Source organism: Bittarella sp. HCP28S3_D9 (genome assembly GCF_052065655.1).
GTDB classification, from domain to species: domain Bacteria; phylum Bacillota; class Clostridia; order Oscillospirales; family Ruminococcaceae; genus Bittarella; species Bittarella massiliensis.
Window position 1 is genome coordinate 20,849 of sequence record NZ_JBQHTP010000006.1, and the last position, 20,515, is coordinate 41,363.

General features: G+C 48.2%; 17 protein-coding genes and 1 tRNA gene. 5 read left to right on the plus strand and 13 right to left on the minus strand.

What is annotated here, in order from left to right:
* Positions 1-75: 75 nt before the first annotated feature.
* From ACTNAU_RS04875 to ACTNAU_RS04885, 3 genes are all read right to left on the minus strand, one after another.
* Complete coding sequence (locus ACTNAU_RS04875) at positions 76-1,392, minus strand: glycoside hydrolase family 10 protein (protein ID WP_441097740.1); 1,317 nt, start codon at positions 1,390-1,392, stop codon at positions 76-78.
* 94 nt (positions 1,393-1,486) lie between these two features.
* The gene (trxB, locus tag ACTNAU_RS04880; RefSeq protein WP_441097741.1) at positions 1,487-2,410 is read right to left on the minus strand and encodes a thioredoxin-disulfide reductase; all 924 of its coding nucleotides are present in this window, start codon (positions 2,408-2,410) and stop codon (positions 1,487-1,489) included.
* 201 nt (positions 2,411-2,611) lie between these two features.
* Complete coding sequence (locus ACTNAU_RS04885; protein WP_441097742.1) at positions 2,612-3,334, minus strand: Crp/Fnr family transcriptional regulator; 723 nt, start codon at positions 3,332-3,334, stop codon at positions 2,612-2,614.
* Positions 3,335-3,475: 141 nt separating this feature from the next.
* On the opposite strand from ACTNAU_RS04885, the gene ACTNAU_RS04890 reads away from it, so the two are divergent.
* The 4 genes from ACTNAU_RS04890 to ACTNAU_RS04905 all read left to right on the plus strand — a co-directional run bounded on the left by ACTNAU_RS04890 (position 3,476) and on the right by ACTNAU_RS04905 (position 7,130).
* On the plus strand, positions 3,476-5,008 hold the full coding sequence (locus tag ACTNAU_RS04890; protein WP_441097743.1) for a YjjI family glycine radical enzyme: 1,533 nt from the start codon (positions 3,476-3,478) through the stop codon (positions 5,006-5,008).
* On the plus strand, positions 5,002-5,847 hold the full coding sequence (locus ACTNAU_RS04895) for a YjjW family glycine radical enzyme activase (RefSeq protein WP_441097744.1): 846 nt from the start codon (positions 5,002-5,004) through the stop codon (positions 5,845-5,847). Before ACTNAU_RS04890 ends, ACTNAU_RS04895 begins: the two co-directional genes overlap by 7 nt.
* A 104-nt stretch (positions 5,848-5,951) precedes the next feature.
* Positions 5,952-6,908 carry a D-2-hydroxyacid dehydrogenase gene (locus ACTNAU_RS04900; protein ID WP_441097745.1) on the plus strand — a complete coding sequence of 319 codons (957 nt, stop codon included), beginning with the start codon at positions 5,952-5,954 and terminating at the stop codon, positions 6,906-6,908.
* Between the two features lie 133 nt (positions 6,909-7,041).
* A tRNA-Ser gene (locus ACTNAU_RS04905) sits at positions 7,042-7,130 on the plus strand.
* 54 nt (positions 7,131-7,184) lie between these two features.
* Here ACTNAU_RS04905 and ACTNAU_RS04910 read toward each other — a convergent pair.
* The 9 genes from ACTNAU_RS04910 to ACTNAU_RS04950 all read right to left on the minus strand — a co-directional run bounded on the left by ACTNAU_RS04910 (position 7,185) and on the right by ACTNAU_RS04950 (position 18,166).
* A complete protein-coding gene (locus ACTNAU_RS04910; protein WP_185915566.1) occupies positions 7,185-8,258 on the minus strand; it encodes an N-acetylneuraminate synthase family protein in 1,074 nt (357 codons plus the stop codon).
* Positions 8,259-8,337: 79 nt separating this feature from the next.
* On the minus strand, positions 8,338-9,981 hold the full coding sequence (locus ACTNAU_RS04915) for a cytidylyltransferase domain-containing protein (RefSeq protein ID WP_216400809.1): 1,644 nt from the start codon (positions 9,979-9,981) through the stop codon (positions 8,338-8,340).
* Positions 9,982-10,009: 28 nt separating this feature from the next.
* A complete protein-coding gene (locus tag ACTNAU_RS04920) occupies positions 10,010-11,428 on the minus strand; it encodes a lipopolysaccharide biosynthesis protein (protein WP_185915564.1) in 1,419 nt (472 codons plus the stop codon).
* A gap of 55 nt (positions 11,429-11,483) precedes the next feature.
* Positions 11,484-12,575, minus strand: a complete 1,092-nt coding sequence (locus ACTNAU_RS04925; protein ID WP_216400808.1) for an alpha-2,8-polysialyltransferase family protein — start codon at positions 12,573-12,575, stop codon at positions 11,484-11,486.
* A gap of 17 nt (positions 12,576-12,592) precedes the next feature.
* Positions 12,593-14,113, minus strand: a complete 1,521-nt coding sequence (locus tag ACTNAU_RS04930) for an O-antigen ligase family protein (protein WP_441097746.1) — start codon at positions 14,111-14,113, stop codon at positions 12,593-12,595.
* 11 nt (positions 14,114-14,124) lie between these two features.
* On the minus strand, positions 14,125-15,282 hold the full coding sequence (gene glf, locus ACTNAU_RS04935; protein ID WP_185915561.1) for a UDP-galactopyranose mutase: 1,158 nt from the start codon (positions 15,280-15,282) through the stop codon (positions 14,125-14,127).
* A gap of 19 nt (positions 15,283-15,301) precedes the next feature.
* Positions 15,302-16,297 carry a glycosyltransferase family 2 protein gene (locus ACTNAU_RS04940; RefSeq protein ID WP_185915560.1) on the minus strand — a complete coding sequence of 332 codons (996 nt, stop codon included), beginning with the start codon at positions 16,295-16,297 and terminating at the stop codon, positions 15,302-15,304.
* Between the two features lie 10 nt (positions 16,298-16,307).
* Complete coding sequence (locus tag ACTNAU_RS04945) at positions 16,308-17,309, minus strand: glycosyltransferase (RefSeq protein ID WP_441097747.1); 1,002 nt, start codon at positions 17,307-17,309, stop codon at positions 16,308-16,310.
* 14 nt (positions 17,310-17,323) lie between these two features.
* Positions 17,324-18,166 (minus strand): glycosyltransferase, encoded by an 843-nt coding sequence (locus ACTNAU_RS04950; RefSeq protein WP_441097748.1) that lies wholly within the window; start codon positions 18,164-18,166, stop codon positions 17,324-17,326.
* 610 nt (positions 18,167-18,776) lie between these two features.
* Between ACTNAU_RS04950 and ACTNAU_RS04955 the strand changes: the two genes are divergently transcribed.
* Complete coding sequence (locus tag ACTNAU_RS04955) at positions 18,777-20,192, plus strand: LysM peptidoglycan-binding domain-containing protein (RefSeq protein ID WP_441097749.1); 1,416 nt, start codon at positions 18,777-18,779, stop codon at positions 20,190-20,192.
* Between the two features lie 147 nt (positions 20,193-20,339).
* On the opposite strand, the gene ACTNAU_RS04960 is transcribed toward ACTNAU_RS04955, so the two are convergent.
* Positions 20,340-20,480, minus strand: coding sequence for a hypothetical protein (locus tag ACTNAU_RS04960; protein ID WP_441097750.1), 141 nt, complete (start codon positions 20,478-20,480; stop codon positions 20,340-20,342).
* Between the last annotated feature and the right edge of the window lie 35 nt (positions 20,481-20,515).

Here is a 20,515-nt window from a genome sequence, read left to right on the forward strand (position 1 = left end):
CGCCCCCGGCGGAAAAGCGCCCCTTTCCCACCCCATAAAAAAGGGCGGGGACCCCGTCCCCGCCAAAAGCGCCCTCTATTTTTTCAACAGGGCCTTCAGGTTGCCCACCTCTTTTTGCGCGACCTCACCGCCGTCCACCAGGTTTTGATAGCGAAAGAGGATGAACCCCCGATAGGCCGATTTTTTGCGGGCGTCGGCCACCATCCGCGCCATGTCGTCGCCGTTTTGGGAGAAGCCGGTGGCCTCGTCGCCCATCCGGTAGGCCGCCAGCCCGATGTAGAGTTTGACCGACGGCTCTTTGCAGTAGCTGTTCCACTCGCTGATTTTTACATCGTAGCGGGCCGACGCCTGGGGGTGGCTGTACCCCCAGTAGATCTGGGGGGCTATGTAGTCCACATACCCCGGCTGCGAGGCCCACTTCTTCACGTCGGCATACATGGAGCGGTAGCAGTTGTCCACGTTCCCCTGGGGGCTGATGCCAAAGACCAGGGCGGGGTTTTTGGCCTTTACCGCCCGGTGGACCCGCTGCACCAGCGCGTCCACATTGGCGCGGCGAAAATCGCCCAGGGAGAGCTGGCCGCCCCCGTCCCGGTAGCGCCGGTAGGCCGCCGCATCAAAGCTGTCGTCGGCGCCGGAGGGGTAGAAGTAGTCGTCAAAGTGGATGCCGTCAACGGCGTAGTTCTGCAAGATCTCCTCCACGCCGGAGACGATCAGGTCCTGCACCTGGGGGATGGCCGGGTTGTAGTAGAGCCCCTCGCCCACCTGCACCACCCAGTCGCCCTTGGTGGCGCTGTCGGCAAACCACTTGGCGCCGGGGCTCTCGGCGCAGGGGGCCGAGTCGGCCGCCGAACTGATGCGGTAGGGGTTGATCCAGGCCTCGATCTTCAGCCCCTTCTGGTGGGCCGCCTCCACCATGATCTTGAGCGGGTCAAACCCCGGGTCCTGCCCCTGCTTCCCCGCCGCATACTTGGAGTAGGGGAACAGCTTGGAGGGGTAGAGCGCGTCGCTGTAGGGCCGCACCTGGACGATGACGGTGTTGAGCCCCATCTCCGCACAGTTTTGAAATTCTCTGTTTATACTTTCAGTAAATTCCGTTTCGCCCTTTCCGGTGAGGATGTCTGCCAGATCCAGGTAGGAAAACCAGACGGCCCGGTACTCGCCGTCCGGGGCCTCGCTGCTCTCCAGGGCGCTCAGGCCGCCGCTGCCGCCGGAGGCAGAGGGGGCGGCAGAGGACTGCCCTCCCTCCCCCCTGCCCGAGAGGCGAGGCAGCAGCCAAAAGGCGCCCGCCATCAGGGCAGCGGCCAGCAACACCGCCAAAAAGCGGGTGCCGCCACCGCCCGCCTTTCTGTTCCGGCCGTCCCGGTACGGCCGGCGGTAAGGAGGTCTCGCCACCGCTTGCCACCCCTTTCTCTCTGCGGAATAGAAAGGGGCCGCCCAGTCCCCAGGGGACCGGGCGGCCCGCTTGTCCCAGTATTGATTCTATGAGCTAGAGGGAGAAGATATAACCGCCGGCCATGACGGCCGCCACCGCGCCGTCGGCCGCCGCCGTCACCAGCTGCCGCACCAGCTTCTGGCGGGTGTCCCCCGCGGCAAAGACGCCGGGGACGTTGGTCTTGGTGTCCTCGCCTGCGGCGACAAAGCCGCTCTCGTCCATCTCGACCGTTCCGCGAAAGAGCTCGTTTTGCGGGATCTGGCCCACCGCCACAAAGACCCCGTCTACCGCCAGTTCGCTCTCTTCGCCCGTCTTTTTGTTCTGCACCTTCAGGCCGGTGACCTGCTGGCCGCCGAGCACCTCCAGGGGGACGGTGTCGTAGAGGATGTGGATGTTCTCCCGCGCCAGCACCGCCTTGACGTTGTGGGCGTCGCCCCGGAACTCGTCCCGCCGGTGGATGAGGGTCACCTCCTCGCAGAGGTTGGCCAGGAAGAGGGCGTCTTCCAGCGCAGTGTTCCCCCCGCCGACCACCGCCGTCTTTTTGCCGCGGAAGAAGCCGCCGTCACAGGTGGCGCAGTAGGAGACGCCCCGGCCCTGGAACTTCTCCTCCCCGGGCACCCCGAGCTTGCGCTTGACCACCCCGTTGGCCAGGATGACCGCCTTGCACTCGTAGCGGCCCTCGTCGGTCTCCACCACCTTCACCGGGCCGGAAAAGTCAAAGCCGGTGACCTTTTCGTAGCGGATGTCCGCCCCGTGGGAGGTGGCCTGCTCGTAGAGGTTGCCGGCAAACTCCACCCCGGAGATGCTGAGGATGGCGGGGTAGTTCTCCACCTCGCCGGTGTTGACGATCTGCCCGCCGTGGACGTTCTGTTCCAGCACGATGGCGCTGTTGCCCCCCCTTGCGGCGTAGACGGCGGCGGTCATCCCCGCAGCGCCGGCGCCAATGATGACGATATCGGTCTTGGTGGTCTCACTCATGTCCTCGCCCTCCTATAACAATTCGTATATTATATAACTAGAAATACTATATGTCTTTTCTCGATGGCGCCCGCAGCGCACACCTGCTGGCGCTCTATTTCAGTGTATCCAAATTTCTGGAAGAATGCAAGGGAAAAGGGCGTTCCATCAGGTAAGCCGCCAGCATCCCCCAAAAACAGCCATACTCTCCCTGCCGCTATGCTACAACAATCTAGACGCCGCCTCCTCCAACCTTCCGCTCTCCCGCTCCCCGATCCATATCTTTCCCCCCACCCGCTGGATGAGTCCCTCCCCCTCTATCGCGTCGAGCTGCCGGTAGAGGGTGCGCAGGTTCATCGCCAGCTCCTCCGCCAGGGCCCGCTTGCTCTTTTTGAACACAAAGGGGAGGGGTTGTCCCCGGCTGTACCGGTAGAGGCAGAGCAGCACATTCTCCCGGTTGGTGTACTGGGCCAGTTCGTTGACCCGATCGATGCTGCCCCCGGCGAAGGAGGCCAAAAACCGGAGGATCTTCAGCGTCAGTTCCCGGTCAGACAGCACCGCCTCCAAAAACAGTTCCCCCGGAAAGGTCAGGTACCAGCATTCGTCCAGCGCCGACACAGTGGCCAGCACCGCCGGCTGTCCCCCCAGGTACTCCAGCAACCCCAGCAGGATGGCCTCCTCGTGGACCGCGTAGGAGAGGTTGTCCCCCTCCGCGCTGTACCGGCTGACCGCACACCGCCCGCAGAGAAAGAGCACCACCCGGTCCGCCGGGTCGCCGTTCAGCAGCAGCACCTCCCCCCTCTTGGCCCGCCTCAAAAAGGCAGTCTGCCCGCAGAGCGGCGCCAGCTCCCGCCGGACCGACCCGTCTGTGTGCTGGCGCCCCATCCCCCCTGCCACAATGGCGGCGACCTTCCTCTTCTCCCCTTCGCTGTACCCCACGGCCATCTCTGCAAAACCTCCCCCAAACAGTGACAACTGTCATTGTTTTTAGTATACACCCGGCGCTACAATAAGGCCATAGACAAACTGCGAAGGGGCGTCTTTCCCGCCGGACCGGACCGCCCCCGCCATAAGGAGGATATCGCCGTGGAAGAAAATGCCAAATACAGACAGTTTCAAGAGGCCGTTCTGCGGGTGGTCAGCGACACCCACCTGACCCATGAACAGGCCATGATGCAGCTCTCCCGCCTGGCCGAGAGCTATACCGAGGGCTTCCCCATGCCGGAGGGCTTTTTGGAGCTGCAGGACGAACTAGACGAGATGAGCGCCATGGGGGAGGGCTTTGTCCCCTACGTCCCCCGCTACATCCTCCCCGACTACGACAAGCTGATGAGAGAGGGCTGCCAGTTCCTCCGCCTCGATCCCCCCACCAACCTGCGGGAGGCCATCAACACCCTGGAGATTTTCTATCACCACGTCCCCTCCACCACCCACTTCCCCGTCTTCATCGGCAAGCTGGACCGCCTGCTGGAGCCCTTCATCGAGGATGAGGCGGAGGCCAAGGTCCTGATCAAGGACTTCATGCGCTTTATCGACCGCACCATCTCCGACTCCTTCTGCCACGGCGACCTGGGCCCCAAGGCCACCACCGCCGGTCGGCTCATTCTGGAGGCGGAGCGGGAGCTGCAGGACTCCACCCCCAACATCACCCTCCTCTACGACCCAGACAAGACGCCGGACGACTTTGCCTGTCTCTGTGTACAGGCGGCGCTGGACTGCGCCAAGCCCTCCTTTGCCAACCACAAGATGTTCTCCGCCGACCTGGGCGAAAACGAGTACGGCATCGCCAGCTGCTACAACGGGCTGCTGCTGGGCGGCGGCTCCTACACCCTGGCCCGGCTGCTGCTCAACAACATCGCCTTCCACTCCGAGGGCAAGGAGGACTTCTTCCAGAACCGCCTGCCCCGGGCCATCGATGTGCAGTGCGCCATCATGGACGCCAAAATCGACTTTTTGGTCAACAAATCCGCCTTCTTCCGCTCCAACTTCCTGGTCACCGAGGGGTTTGTCCACCCCGACCGCTTCACCGGGATGTTCGGGATGGTGGGGATGTGCGAGTGCGTCAACGACCTGCTGAAAAAAGAGGGCGTGGACGGGCGCTACGGCCACGACGAGGTGGCCAACGCCCTGGGCGATGAGATCATGGCCTTCATCGACCAGCGGGTCAAGGCCCACCACAACCCCTACTGCCCACAGACCGGCGGCCGCTTCCTCCTGCATGCCCAGGTGGGGGTGGACAGCGACAGCCAGTGCTCCCCTGGTGTGCGCATCGCCATCGGCGACGAGCCCGACCTCTACGACCACCTGCGCCACTGCGGCCGCTACGAGAAGTACTTTGTCTCCGGCGCCGGCGACATCTTCCCCTTCGAGTCCACCGCGGCCCGCAATCCCGAGAGCGTGCTGGACGTCATCAAGGGCGGCTTTGCCGCGGGGATGCGCTACTTCTCCACCTACTCCAGCGACAGCGACGTCATCCGCATCACCGGCTATCTGGTCAAGCGGAGCGACATGGAAAAATACGACAGCGGCAAGGCCGTCCAGCACGACACAGTGGCCCTGGGCGCCAACTCCATGCGGCTGCGCCACTTTGACGACCGAAAGCTGAGGAGCTTATGCTGAGAGCGCCCGTCAACAAAATCATCCCCCAGAGCAGTGTGGACGGCCCCGGCAACCGGACGGCCATCTTCTTTCAGGGGTGCAATTTCAGCTGTCACTACTGCCACAACCCGGAGACCATCCACCTCTGCCAAAACTGCGGGACCTGCGTGGCGGACTGCCCGGTGGGCGCCCTGCAGAGGGATGCAGCGGGAGCCGTCTGCTGGGACCCCGCCCTGTGCGTCGGCTGCGACACCTGCATCAAGGTCTGCCCCCACCTCTCCTCCCCCAAGGTGCGGCTGCTCACGGTGGAGGAGGTGCTGGCCGAAATCGAGAAGGGGGTGCCCTTTATTCGGGGGATCACCGTCTCCGGCGGGGAGTGCACCCTCTACCGCGACTTCGTCGTCTCCCTCTTCGAGCGGGTCCACGCCCTGGGACTGACCGCCCTTCTGGACTCCAACGGGAGCCGGGACTTCTCCGCCGATGCCGAACTGCTGGACGCCAGTGACGGGGTGATGCTGGACATCAAGTGCTTTGACAGCGCCATCCACCAAAAACTCACCGGCCAGCCCAGTGAACAGGTGCGGGAAAACGCCGTTTTTCTGGCAAAAAGGGGGAAACTCACCGAGATCCGCACGGTGGTCATCCCCGACTATCTGCCCAATGAGGAGACGGTGCGGGGCTACTGTGAATTGCTGGCCCCCTACCTCTCCACAGGGCCCATCCGCTACAAGCTGATCCGCTTTCGCCCCTTTGGGGTGCGGGAGCCATACAACCAGCTGGAAACCCCGTCAGAGGAGTATATGGAGCAGTTGGCGGAGATCGCAAAGGGGTATGGGTTTGCGGATGTCATCAGCGTTTAGCGATAGAAAAAGAGGGCCACAAAGGGCCCTCTTTTCTTGCGCCATTCTCCCCCGCTGTGTTACAATTGCCTTACACCCGCACCATTTGAAAGGAAGTGCTCACCGTGTTTCAAACTGCCGTTATCCCGTCTTTTGGCCCCTTCAGCCCCGCTCAAAAGGAGCGGCTGAAGACGGCCCATCCCCGCCAGGAAGTCCACTTCTTTGATCACCTGCCCACCCCAGCCGAACTCGCCGGGTTTGACTGCATCATCGGCAATCCCCCGGTTTCGCTCATAAAAGAGCTCCCCGACCTCAAGCTGCTGCAGCTCTGTTCGGCCGGCGTGGACGTCTACGTCAACGACCACGACTACCCCCGCCAGGTCATTTTGGCCAATGCCAGCGGCGCCTACGGAGAGATCATTGCCGAGTTCACCATTGGCATGCACCTCTACCTGCTCAAGCAGCTCGGCCAGTACCGAGACGCCATGGCGGAGGGCAGATGGGAGATGCTCGGCCAGGTGAGCCAGCTGGCCGGAAGCACGGTGGTCTGCCTGGGAACCGGCGATTTGGGGGCCAGCTACGCCAAAAAAGCCCAGCTGCTGGGCGCCCATACCATTGGCGTCAAGCGCACCCCCGCCGCAAATCTGCCCGGCTTTGACCGGGTGGTGACGATGGACCAGTTGGAAGAGATCCTGCCCCAGGCCGACGCCCTGGTCCTCTCCCTTCCCGACACCCTCGAAACGCGCCAAATTCTCAATGCCCACACCCTCTCCTGCTGCAAGGATGGCGTCTTGGTCATCAACATCGGGCGGGGGACCGCCGTCGACACCGAGGCCCTCTGTCAGGCGCTGGACGCCGGCAAAGTCGGCGCCGCCGGGCTGGACGTCACCGCCCCAGAGCCCCTTCCCCAAGAACACCGCCTTTGGAAATATCCCAATGTGCTGATCACCCCCCATGTCACCGGAGGCTCCTGCAACGCCGTCAGCAGGGAGCGGATCGTCGAAATCGCCAACCGCAACATCTCCGCTTTTATCGAGACTGGGGCTGTCCCTCACGCAATCGATATCGACCGAAAATACTAGCGCCGTTCCTCCCTGCATGAAGGGGCGAAAAAGAGCAGGCCGTGAAAGCAATTTTTTGCAGGCTATTGCCTTTTGTAGAGCGATTTGTTATAATAATTGGGCTGTGACAGGTAGTCACAGCCCAATTGAATAGGGAGCGGTATCGAAGTGGTCATAACGGGACTGACTCGAAATCAGTTGAGCCGCAAGGCTCCGTGGGTTCGAATCCCACCCGCTCCGCCAAATTTCCCCGAAAGATGTGCTTATATTTTTCGGGGAAATTTTTTTGCCTAAAAATCACTTTTTCAACATATCCATTTGCAAAATAGTATCATTAGCTATTGCTGTTGCAGTAACAGCACCCACGATACTCTCTATTTCTGCTGGTGAAATGCCACTTCCCGGTCGTTTAAAGGTGAGCATTTCTCGAGTCAAAATCGTTCCTTGAGGTATGTCACATGCTGCTACAATTGATCTTCTTGCATTGTGCCGTGCCTTTCGTTCGCTATCAAGACACTTTATCTCATAACTCCCTCTAATTTGGTTGATAAACTCGATACTATCTAAGATTTTATGAGCATCATCCGGATCCATAGCGTGGTAATGATCGTTCCCCTTTAGCTTCTTATTAAGAGTGAAATGTTTTTCTATTATTTGTGCCCCCAGGCAATACGCAGTTTTAATTACATCATAACAGGCATCGGGCTTTGTATGATCCGAGTAACCTATGAACACATTTGGATAACGCTCTTTTAGCGAAATAATTTTATTTAAATTTGCGTGTTCATAGGGAGTCGGATACTCAAGGACACAGTGAAGCAAAACAAGGGGGCATTTATTATACTGTCGAATAGTCTCAACTGCATGGTCAATTTCATCCAAATTGGAAGCCCCCACAGACAATAAAATAGGCTTATTTTTTTTGGCTTGATGAATGATAAACGGAAGATTGCTGAGATCAGACGATGAAATTTTGTAGATATTCATCATGGAGTCTAAATAATCTGCAGATTCGAAATCAAAAGCCGTAGAACAAAACTCAATACCCAGTTCATCACAGTATTTGGCCAATAGTTCATACTCTTCTCTGCCAAATGCATCAAATTTTTGAAACAGTTCAAACTGAGAGCGGGTTGGTTCCTCAGTTATGTCCCAATAGTAAGGGGATGCCTTGGCAGCTAATGTTTCAGCTTTGTAGGTTTGAAATTTAACAGCATGAATACCCGCCGCCTTTGCTTCTCGCACCATCAGCTTGGCAGCATCCATAGGGGAGATTCCTCGCTCCGTGGCTATATCATAATAATTTACACCAATTTCAGCAATAAGTACAAACTTACCTTCCTCAAGTCTGCGAACTACTGTACTCTCCATTGTAACACCAGCCTCTCTTTTCTACACACAAATAGCAAACAAAGCATTTTTCGGGAAATGCTGAACCAATAAATTGATTTTATCTTTCATCTAAAATAAGTCTAATTTCATTTTTTACTCCATTTTTTAGGCGCTGACGGTGGGATAGCATTAGTTGACGCATTTCATCGCGAAGTTGAGGTGTGTTGACTAAAAACTCAAATGTGCGTTCTAATGTTTCATCCTCTAAATGAGACCCCAATCCTAAATTAAAGAAGCCATTCTGCATTTGCGCAAAAATGTGAAGTTGCTCTCTCTCATTCTGTGCCATGACAACTGCAGGAATACCTAAAGCTGCTAGTTCATACACAGTACGCCCTTGTGACGTGAGAGCTAAATCGGCCCGCTTCATGTAAGCACTAACAAACTTTGCATTTTGTATAACTGTTATATTACATCCCTCGCAAGAAATCACCCCGTGGGCTTTACTGTCATAACCAATCCCTACAATAAAAGTAAAATGCATATGGGGATATTGTGGGTGAATTTTCTTTGCCAAACGATATGCCTTTTCCGTCAAATTTGATGGATCTGTCCCACCGAAGAGAACCACAACCTCCCGAACCTCTTGAGACAATGGCTTAGGCTCAGCCACTAAAAATTCATCTCGCAGGCAAATATAGTCTTCACCGCAGTATACATTTTTCCAAACCGCCACCTTCTCATCTGCATACAAAGCATTAATTACTACATCGGCATAGCGAGCTCCTTCCCCCATATCTTCAATGGTAACCACGCGCGGACAAATTTTTTTCAATTTTTTCATATACTCTTCAGAAGTGTCAAGACAATCATTAACCACCACATCCGGACAATATTTTTCTAAAAATCGAAAAAACTCCTCGTCATTTTCCACTATCATTATGGGCATAAAGGATTCTTGGAGTTTTTCTATCCCCTCTCGATATCTTGCTTTTGTTACAAACATTACTTCGTGGCCAATCAAATTATAAGCTAGAGTTAAACAATGATAAATGTGTCCCATGCCAAGTGTTTGATGACCATCAGCACGTAGAACAATCTTCTTGCGCCCTAAAATAGCTTCACAAACTATCCAATCGTTAGCTGTGTCAATATCTACTGCCTCTTGTTCAGGAATTTCATATACCGAAATTTGACTTCCCATACGGCTGTTCTCTGTAATAAACTCTCTACGAGTGATAAAAAAAGCTCCTGCCTCTAAATAATTGGGGGGAAGTTGTTGACGGTTTAGACGTTCCTTATATAGGGGGTAGTAGCCTTTGTCAGACTTAGACCAGGATAGATGAGGCTTATTAACAGCACTGATATATGTATCAGCAGCATCTTCTATAAATGCTTGTAATGCCTTTTCAAGTGTTTGCGCACGCAAAACGGGTGATGTAGGTTGTAGCGTAATAACTATATCATAATGCTGGTTTCGCATTTTCTCCATTTGTAACACCGCATCGCAAATCACTGGATCTAGTGTTACAGAATCTTCTGCTAAATAGGCAGGCCTTTGTAAGGCTTCGGCACCATAGGTTGCAGCAATACCTAAAATCTCTTCATCATCGCTGCTAACTGCTACGTCAGTAATTAAACTGCACAGCTGTGCATTATGAATGGCATAGTAAATTAAAGGCTTACCATTCATTAATCGCACATTTTTTCGTGGGATTCCCTTTGAGCCACCTCGAGCAGGGATAATAGCTAAAACCTTCATAAAAATCCTCTCTTCACCTTAGAAGCACTTAGAATACACTTTTTTGTTTAATGATCCGCCATAGCAAAAGGACTCCAGTCACCAATGCTAAAATCCACCGAATATACCAAAAATCAGAAGTAATATAATAAATAACAGCAGCAAGAGTTAAAACTGCCAATCCTGGCAAAAACATCATTGTTCTATAATGATAATCTCCTTGACCGATATAGTTTGCTAATATCTGATGAAAGCAGAAAAGAAGCACATAGGCAGCCATAGTAGCTAATGCAGCCCCCATTGTACCCCAAATAGGAATCAATAAGAAATTGAGCACAATGTTTAAAATTGCTGCGCCACAAGTGCCTACAGCAATAACTGATGTTTTTTTATGAAAGAATTCAAAATTCACTGGAAAGCTATACAAAAATACCATGTAAACAGAAATAACCATAATTGGGATTAAATCCATGCCAGACCAAAAATCCCTTGATGCAAATAACATAGTAAATTCAGGCGCTACCAATATAAAGCCAACACAAAGAGATGTAAAAAGAAAAATATAATTTCGGCTTCTGCGTATAATTACTTTTGTATCTTTTTGAGATAAATAATCATAGTAAAAAGGAACCCAGGTATTATTGAGAGCACTCCAGATAATCGACAAAATATGAGTTAAAGTAAAAACAAAACTATAGATGCCGACAGCACCTGTATCTTGAAGCTGTTGCTGCAACATAATACGATCCGATTGACTTAGTACAATATGGGATAAACCATGAAAAACTAGGGGAAGGCACAACGGCAAACAAAACTTCCAATATTGCTTATCAAAGAAAGTTTTCCCTCGCAATAAAAAGAAAGCAAGTATACTGATACCAACAACCCCTGCTGGTATCGCATAACCAATAATTCTTCCCCAATATCGATCTTCAAAAGAGCTAATACAAGAAACTAAAACTAAGGACAAGGCCACAGAGATGATAGCTACGCTTGTGGATATAATAAAATTGGAAAATGCCTCTTTATGGTATGTAAACTTAAGTGAAGCAAAATTAATTATATAGGTACCAAAAGACTGAAGTAGCATGACGAAAACCAGCGCTGGTGAAAACTTCATAAACTTAGATATTGGTCCTATAAATACGACAGTTAAAACAGCTATTGCTATTGAAGATAGACATGACAAAGATATAATACTAGAATAATATCTGTCCTGTTCTTTTTCTTTCAGATGAGCACGGGAGACGGCAATCGTTCCTCCTGTTTGGATACCCATAATAATAGAAAACACTTGAACCCATGTTGTATAAAGGGAGACAATTCCATAGTTATCTGTCCCCAACAATCGAGTAAAAATTGGGACCGTAAAAAAATTAATACCATTGAGCACAACTGGCCCCAAAATATTAAATATAGCCAAAACATTTTCGTTTTTTGAACTAATAATGCGACGGATTTTAGACATAAATACACTTCACCGTTCTTTAAACATCTAGTTACGCTACAAATGCAATTATACTCTATTGTACCTCTTTACTTATGGATTCCAACACATTATGAAGCTCGTCAAAAGTCTTTGGAATAAAAAAGCGTTCCGGGTTTCGATAAGAACACCGAATTTTTTCAAAAAACATTTTCATTGTTTTTCCTCCATCTGCGTGAAATGCCATACATTCAGGTACAAGTTCATATAGCAAAATGACAAACGGTTCTTGATCAAAAACCATTTTAGAAGTAATACACGCGGTCGAATTAATGGATATAAACACTTTATTTTGTAAATCCATATTCAACAGGAGGACTTCCCAAGGAATATCGACAGCAGGTGCAACCTCGACGCTATTACCTGAATATTCTTGATCATCAGGCATTCGTGTAGGATGTAATCGTAAAGTAATCTGACTTTTACAAACTACTCTGCAAATTTGTGTTAGTAACTTGCCATTATCAATATCGATATTTAGCTGCTTTTTATATGCTTGATCTAAATAGACAAAAGTTTTATCTTTATAAAACTCGGCTTCACCACTATAAGCAAAAATACAATTAAATAACTCCTGTCTCTCTAAAGATACTGCAGGAATGCAGTAGCCCGGGAATTGCCTGTTAGTGAGTATTGCCTCTGGCATATAAGCATACAACCCAGAAATTGACTCAAAATAATCTCTTCCTCCTATACTTCTTATAAAAAACTTAAGCTTAGTGCTAGCCTCAATAAGTGGAGTACAGTAAATACCTATTCCTTCATCATAATAAAAAAATCGCAAATCTGGATTATTTTTATAAAGTTTAGAGTAAAAGACGGAATTAATAACACCTATACATGTCCCCAGTAGTATCTTGTAGAACTTTTTATTTAGAACATTTGACAAGCTTTTGTCTAAAAACAGAAAGTCCTTCATCGTATTCCACATATTTGATGGATGGCGAAAAGCATTGATAACATATATATTTGAAAACATATGCGAAGCTTTTAATCTCGAAAAATACATTGAAATATCACTGGTATGCGTGAGAAGGTATAAGTCCGCCTTTTCATCAGAGTATAATGTTGTTTTCAAAGCCACGCAGTTAAATATTTGATAGGGGGTCGCACATAAAAAAGCGATCACGTTGCTCGTTCCTCTCCCTACAGAGTATTTCCAATCAGCCCTGCTTTTCTAATGCCAACAAAGTATCCTAGCACTAGCCAAAACATTACTGTAATCCCCGATTGGCACATATATACAGTAGCCTCAACCATATTATTGGCAAGCATAAGAGCAATCAATCCAAACAGAAGAATGTCAATAATAGAAATAGAATATTTTCCTTTTTTAATATCTCGGACAAAATCCACAAACCCATAAGCAAAGAAGGACAAAAATAGAATAGCCCCTATCAATCCATTGCTTACTGCTACCTGTAAATAAATATTATGCATTCCGGATGCTGTCCTAGCAACGATATTTTGATTCAGTCCGTAGCTGTTTTGCTGTGCATAATCTAAAATATTTGCTTGTCCAACACCCCAAACAGGCTTTTGCTTTAAAATGCGTAAACCAACCCGCCAAAGCGTGATACGTCCAGATCCACCCGGATCGTCCTCATACTGACGTTCTGTTTTTTCTGACCACAGGCGCAAAGGCTTAGACTCATTTGCAGGTTTTGAAGACTGAGAGATTGCCTGCTTTGATGATGAAGATTCTGGAAGGGGTTCTTTTTCCTGGTTACCATTCGATGTAATATCATATGGTATCACACTTTCAGACTTATTGGTTTCACTCTGATCTTGCACCACATATACTATTGAAGGTAAATAGCTTACAACTTTAGCAATACCCTTAAGCAAACTAAAACAAAGGAAAGGGAATATAAGCACATACAGAAAAACTAATAAATATTTTTTCCAGAAACAAAATGTATATTTCCTACATAAAATAAATTTTGCAACCATAAAGCCAACTATAGCAGAGCCTATAATACAGGAAACAAAGGTTCCATAAGAATCTGTCAGAGAAATATACACAAACTCGATAATAATATTAAACCAATAGAAAAATTGCCATGTCCTTTTTGCTTTTATGTTTTGATAAATTAGGGAAAAGATAGATACCAAAGATAAAATTATTGAAATAGTTGCAGTAATTCCTCCCGCATTAGGGCTAACATATACTCCCCATAGCCTGCCCAAATAAAATCCAATACGATATTGATTAAAAACTACAGTATATCGCAACGAAAACATCACTAAAGAAATAGCTGACGCAATACATGTGATCATGCAAAAGAACCTGTTGTAATGCTCAAAATCTAATTCACAGCGTTCCCTTGACTTCCCATAATAGTCTGTAAAAACAATTAGTAACAGCACCAATGAATACGCAAAGTTCTTTAAATTTTCAATCAAGTTAAGCCGATAATTTACAATAATTGTAATGACTGAACAGGCAATAAAAGCAAGTAGTATTTTTCCTCCAAACACTTTCGTGATATCTCTTCTTTGTACAATATCCACACAGCAGATTAGCGCTGCCCACACTAATAGTACTTTTGTTATCGAACCAGTATAGTAATGAAGAAAGGGGACTGTAACTGCTGTCATAGCAAAAATATAGCAGTAGATAAATAGAGTTCTGCTTTTTGCAACAATATGCAGTACTTTTTGCATATTAGTTCTCCTTATTTTAAATGCTCTTCAAAAAAATCTAAGGCTCTGCTAATTGTATCTTCCATATTGTAATATTTATAATCTGCCAAACGCCCTACTCCTAATACAGATGGAAACTGTTTTAGTTTGTCTTTATACCTATTGTATATGGCCAAGCATTCTTCATTGGCAATAGGGTAATATGGCTCCCCAAACTCTTTTGAATCTAACTCATATGCCCCTGGAAATTCTGTAATTGTAGTCGTTTTACCAGGGAGCACCTGTTGTGTAAGCCGCTTCATCTCTGTCCGTCGGGTAGCGCTACGTGAATCAGGCCAGTTTAAGACAGATGTACTCTGTATATAATCTACATCAAATGTATTGAACTCGAACTTTAAAGAGCGATACGGCAACATGCCAAACTCATAAGCAAACAGGGCGTCTAAAGCACCTGTATAAACAACTTTCCCTTCAAACCGTTCATTATTGTACCAAACTACATGATTTGCCTCATCCAGCCGCAACACATTCAGTGCATCTGTATTTAATTTTACACAAATTGAAGGATGATTAAGCATCCTTTCAAAAAGCACCGTAAAGCCATCTTTGGGCATAACTTGGTATTTATGAAGAAAATGCTGGTCATCATAAGAAAGGCGTATTGGAACTCTCCCGGTCACAGCCGGATCAATTTTATCAGGGGAGAGACCCCACATTTTAATAGTATAGTGTAAAAAAACTTTTTCAAAAACAAATTGTGCCAGTTCCTGTATCAACGGATTTTCACATTGTAAAAGGGTCAAAATTGGCACACTTTTCCCTATCCCATATTCATCACAAAGAGCTTTTTTATATGCTGATGCTTTTTCTGATGAGAAGAGTCGATCTATCCCATTAAGATTAAAAGGCAATGGAACTTCGATTCCATCAATTTCTGCATTTACATGATGAATATATGGCACCCACTCTGTAAATCGAGAAAGAAAATTAAAGACTTCTTCTTTATTCATCACTGAAATATGTGGACCAAATTTGTGAACTAAAATTCCATCTTTATTATAAAAGTCAAACATATTACCTGCTATTTGCCCACGTTTTTCCAAAACAGTGACAGAATATCCATTCTCTGCAGCTAATCTTGCAACGACAGCCCCTGCATATCCACATCCGACAACTATTATATTTTCCATAAATAGCGCACCCCATTTTTTATTGTTTTATTTTTTTCGCCTGTTTTATTTTTAGATACAAGGATTTTCGATTTTTAAAGTGATTTAATAACCAAAACAAAACAAATTTTTTTCTAACCGCTACAGCTAATCGTATATTTATTTCTTTCATCTCTTTATAAAACTGCACTGCATTTTTACGGCCGTGAAGTGAGTCTTCATCATAAATAAAAGAAACTAGGAAAACTGATTCAATAGCTCCTTTTACCTTATAAAAGCAATATTGATAATTGCTACTTACAGTCTGATTTTCTACTAAATATTTTGCTAATCGCCGAGTTACTTTTTTCTTGTCTTCCAACCGGCGTATTTGATTCTGCATAAAAACACTTTGATTGCTATTCCCTATCAAATAATTATATATTAAAAGACTGGACACAAAAATCTTTTGTATGTACACAAAAGGAAGTACATCAAACTCTTCATCTACATAAAAAGTTTTTTCTTGAAGCCGAATATTATTTTTCTGTAATATATCAGTCCGATAACATAATGTTGCCATTGGAAAGAGAACACCTGACTGTAAAATCGCTTCAACTGTATATTCCTGGTTTCTTTCCAAACCATTAAATAAATATTTTTGCACTTCACCTGTTTCCATGTGAACAGTTTGATAATCCGTAAGAACCAGCTCTGCATTGGTCATCATTAGTTGAGACAAAAAGCTTTCCAGATTTTCTGTCTCAATCCAGTCATCGCCGTCAACAATTTTAAAATATTTTCCGGTAGCATGTTTAATACCAGCATTGACAGCAGAGCCATGTCCCCCGTTTTCTTTACTAATTAGAAAAAAAGTTTGAGGGTACTCATTTACAAACATTTCGGCAATCTTTGCTGTCTGGTCCGATGAACCATCGTCTACAATTATGACTTCTAGATACTCCATTGCTTTTGCGCTTATAAAGGATTCTAGACCTTTTTTTATGTAGTTTTCAACATTATAAGAAGGCACAACAACCGATAATATTTTATTCATTTTTATCCTTTCATCGTCCCAACAAATGATTTTTAAACAATTTCCTTAAGTCGGAAACTTTTCTAACTACCCAAACCAATCTACTTTTTAGCGCCAACCTGTACAACAAAAACGCCCCATTCGCTGAGGCACTATTTTGAATCGCTATAGAAGTATAAGGATGGTCAATTATCTGTTTTATAGTCTCTTTGTCCTGATAATATCTATCTATACTTTGAAAACAATCTCTTAAAAAGACACTGTAAATAGAACAATATGAATGTGAATCCGAGAAATGGGTTTGACAAAATTTAGAGACGGCTTCAAAAAGATAAATTTTATTTTTGAAAAAGCTCGGATCACATCGGTGAGTTAAAGAATCCCCTCGCCTTTCTACATAGTGGTATAATGCTTGATCCAATACTACAACTTTTTGTATATGGGCAAAGTAAGAAAGGTTAAAAATCAAATCTTCCCCATTGTATATGTCCGTTTGAAATAAAATATTATAATTCTCGATTACTTCCTTTTTATATATTTTGTTCCAAAGGACGTTGAAATAATTTTTATAGTACCATTCATCGAAATATTGCCGCCAAGCTTTTTTAGAAACCTCTGCACTTTCAGTTGTTACCTTCTTACATGCCGAAAGGTGTTCGCCTTTATAATATTCTCGTATATATCCACAGATAGCAACATCTGCATCTGTAGAACACAGTTTTTCAAGGAGTATATCATACATTTCATTTTCTATATAGTCGTCGGCATCTACAAATGCAATATAGTCTCCTTTCGCATTTTGCAAGCCAGTATTTCTTGCTGCCCCAGGCCCACCATTTTCCTGATGAATTACTTTAATCCGTGTGTCTTTCTTTTCATACTCTTTGCATATTGTTAACGATCCATCTGAAGAGCCATCGTCTACTACAATTATTTCTATATCATCCCATTTCTGTACCAAAACACTCTCAATGGAATATCCTACAGTTTTTTCTGCATTATAAACGGGTATAATAATACTTAGGAAAGCCAACGATATCCCCACCTTTAATTTGCATCTACATTTTTGTTAGATTTGCGCAAAAAATGCATATAAATCCAGCGGCGCAAGCTGCTAGGAACCAAACATACTATCCCTTGCCCACATATTCCAATTATATATTGCAAAAAAGTGCAAAAATGCATTTTCCTTATTCTAGTGCGAAAGGCTGCCACCTTTTTTAGATAGCTCCAGCCGCCTCGGCGATTATACAACCCACTATCTGCCCGCATTAGACAAAGAGTTTCAGGAAAATTATAGGCTTTTGCTCCCCTTATAAGCATGCGTACCCATAAATCATAATCCTCATATAAAGGGACCTCTTGGTACCCACCTGCACACAACACTGCAGATTTGCGATACATAACTGCCGGATGATTAAATGGGCAACGCATTTTCGCGTATTCATAAATATCTTCATGTTGTTCTGGTAAAATCTTAACTGCTGTGATATGTTCAGCACTGCCCATAAATTCTTTAACGGTACCACTGACCACTGTTAACTCAGGATTTTCTGCAAATTTACGCATCTGCATAGAACAGCGTTCTCTCACGCTAATATCATCAGAATCCATTCTTGCCACAAGCTCATTTTTACAATGCCTCAAACCGACATTTAGCGCATGCCCCAAACCCTGATTAACTTTCAAACGAATTACATTAAAAATCGTTGGATACTTTTCGGAAAAGCAGGCAATAACTTCATCTAACTCCTCCGTAAGTGGTCCATCACAAACAAGTACAAAGTTATCTGTTTGTACTGTTTGATCTATCATGCTGTATATACTTTGACGAAGAAACTCTGGGTTTTCCTTATAATAAACTGACATCAACACACTATAACTCTTCATAACACCATCACACAACTTTTTAGTCTCATCGGCTAATATTACAAACATTATACTGTACTAGGACACTTTTTTCAATTAGAGCTTCTAGGCTACTCATGCCAAATAGCCATTATTCCTTTCTATTCTAGCTTTAAAGCTTCACGTTGTAAGCGTTTAACCCTAATAATTTTACATCTTCTTGAAATTTTCCTCACACTGCAAACCCGCCATATGTTTTTCAATTTCTTTTTTAGCCTTGTCGTATAAATTATCTAATAGTATATCAGCCTTCTCCTTTTAATCAGTTACTTGTTTTACGATTGCCTCTAGTTTATACGGAATACTGACCTTTTTACCAACTCTTACAAGTTCTCAGGTATTCTCCTTTTTACCAGTTTGGTAATTTGTTGCAGAAATATTTTCAATAATGCTCTTTTTCTAAAGCTTTACTCATATGGTCACAACAATCTCTCTTCTTTTTATTGACAGCCCACCAAAAATTACTGCCGAGCATTCTGTACTTGTATATAGCCCCTCCTCCCCCAAAACACCCGCCTCTCCCCCCGCTCATAAACTGGTGGTGTGCGCCGAGCGCGCACCTCAAATCTACACCCAACGGGAGGGATCAACCGTGTTTGACCGCCCTTTACGCAAATGGGCCGTCGCCCTGCTCGCTGCGCTGCTCTGTCTGGGCTGCGCGCTGCCCGCCTTTGCCCTGGACCCGGCCCCCGGCCGGGAATACCGCGGCATCGACGTGAGCGGGTGGCAGGGAGACATCGACTTTTCCGCCGTCCGCGCCTCCGGCGTTGAGATGGTCTATATCCGCGCCGGGGTAGGGGGCGACTACCAAGACCCCCTCTACCGGCAAAACTACCGCCGGGCCAAGGATGCCGGGCTGCTGGTGGGCCTCTACCACTACGTGACCGCCCGCACCCCCGACCAAGCCCGGCAGGAGGCCCGCTACTTCGCCTCGCTGGCCGGGGGCACCCAGCCGGACTGCCTGCTGGCCATGGACTTTGAGGCCTTTGGCTCCCTGAGCCGTGAGGAGATCGGCGCCGTCGGTCTGGCCTTCCTGGAAGAGCTGGAGGAAGTCACCGGCAAACCCTGCGCCATCTATGCCGACGCCTCCAACGCCCGGGACGTCTTCGACAGCCGCTTTGCCTCCTACCCCCTGTGGGTCGCCGAGTACGGGGTCGACCGGCCCAATGCCGGCAACGTCTGGGCCTACTGGGCCGGCTGGCAGTACGCCGACGACGGCCAGGTGCCCGGCATCTCCGGCCGGGTGGACCTAGACCGCTTCACCCAGGCCCTGCTGCGCGGCGACAGCGATCCCCTGCCCACCGTCACCGCCCCCGCGCCAGTGCCCGCCGGTGGCAGCTATACCGTGCGGCGGGGAGACACCCTCTGGGCCATCGCCCACCGCTTCGGCACCACTGTGGGGAGGCTGGCCTCCCTCAACGGCATCTCAAACCCCAACCTCATCTATCCCGGGCAGGTGCTGCGCCTGCCCGGCCACGCCGGCAGCGGCACCGTCGGCGCCAGCGGTGGGCCCATCACCTACACCGTGCGCCGGGGGGACACCCTCTGGGCCATCGCCCGCCGCTTCGGCACTACCGTCTCGGTCATCGCCAGCGAAAACGGCATCCAAAACCCCAGCCGCATCTACCCCGGGCAGGTGCTGCGGGTGGGGGCCGCCTCCTCCGGCGCTGCGGTCGACCGCTCTTCTGTATCCGCCGCCACCTACACCGTGCGCCGGGGCGATACCCTCTGGGCCATTGCCCGCCGCTTCGGCACCACCGTCTCGGCCATCGCCAGCGAAAACGGCATCCAAAACCCCAGCCGCATCTACCCCGGGCAGGTGCTGCGGATCTCCGCGGGCCAGGCGAGCGCCGCCAGCGGCGGGGCCATCACCTATATCGTACAGCGGGGGGACACCCTCTGGTCCATTGCCACCCGCTTTGGCACCACCGTCAACCGCCTCGCGGGGATCAACGAACTGAAAAATCCCCGCCTCATCTATCCCGGGCAGGTGCTCAAGCTCAACTGAACCGGCGGCAGAGACGAGCTGACAGGGGGGCGGACCTCCGCCCCCCTACATACCCATCTCCCCTTTCAAAAGACACAAAAATAGCCAGAGCCCTGAGCCGCCCTACAAAAAGCGGTTCAAGGCTCCGGCCTTCAAAACATCAGATCGCTAGTCGTTGTTGTTCTGACGCTGGTTCTGCTGGTTCTGCTGATTCTGCTGCTGCTTTTTCTGCTGCTGGTTCTGCTGGTTCTGGCGCTGCTGTCTCTGCTGCTGATTCTGCTGGTTCTGCTGCTGATTCTGCTCGTACATGGATCGACCCCCCTTTCCATTGAAAAGTACGCTGT